General features: G+C 78.5%; 1 protein-coding gene. It reads right to left on the bottom strand.

From position 1 onward, the window contains the following. Positions 1-550: dihydroneopterin aldolase (folB, locus tag N866_RS19200; RefSeq protein ID WP_245612674.1), on the bottom strand; the 550-nt coding region annotated here is incomplete at its 3' end. Positions 551-753 lie beyond the last annotated feature (203 nt).

Genomic DNA, 753 nt, shown 5'->3' with positions numbered 1-753 from the left:
CCGGCGCGGGCGGCCCGGCCAGGTCGGGCTCCCCCGCGGCGTGCCGTCCGACCCGCCGCCCGACGACGGGCGGACGCGCGCGGTCGCGGTGGATCTCGACCGTGACGTCCGAGAACGGCACCGGGATGGGCGCCTGCGGCTTGTGCAGGACGACGTCGACCGCGGTCACGCCCTCGTGCTCGAGGACCACGGCGGCGACCCGCTCGGCGACCGTCTCGATGAGGTCGACCGGGTCGCCGGAGAGCACCGCGGCGACGTCGGTGGCGACGGCTCCGTAGTCCACGGTGAGGTCGAGCGCGTCCGCGCGGGCGGCGGGACGCGTGTCGACGTGCAGGACGACGTCGGCGACGAAGGTCTGGCCGTCGCGGCGCTCGTGCTCGAACACGCCGTGATGGCCCGTCGCGCTGATGCCGCGGATCCGGATGCGGTCCGTCGCCGCGCCTGCCCCGGCCTGCTCGGCCGGCGCGCCGGCCTCGACCGGCCCGCCGGTGCCGGTGCCGGTGCCGTGCAGGGCACCCCCGGTGGCCTCCCAGGTCGTCGTGCCGCTCACCTCGTGCACGGTCGCTCCCGTCCGCTCGTCGTCATCGTCGTGCTCCTGCCGCTCACCGGGGCGGCCCGGGCGGGTCCGCCACCGGGCCGCGTGTCGCGGACTCGCCCTCGGTCCGGGGCCCCGGTCCGCGCAGCGCCGCCGTCCAGGCCCCCGCGACCCGGACGGCGTCGACCGTCGGGGGGACGTCGTGCACGCGGACGCAC

The organism is Actinotalea ferrariae CF5-4, assembly GCF_000603945.1.
Classification (GTDB): domain Bacteria; phylum Actinomycetota; class Actinomycetes; order Actinomycetales; family Cellulomonadaceae; genus Actinotalea; species Actinotalea ferrariae.
The sequence above is the reverse complement of the archived record's forward strand: the minus strand, read 5'-3'. Positions and strand labels throughout refer to the sequence as shown.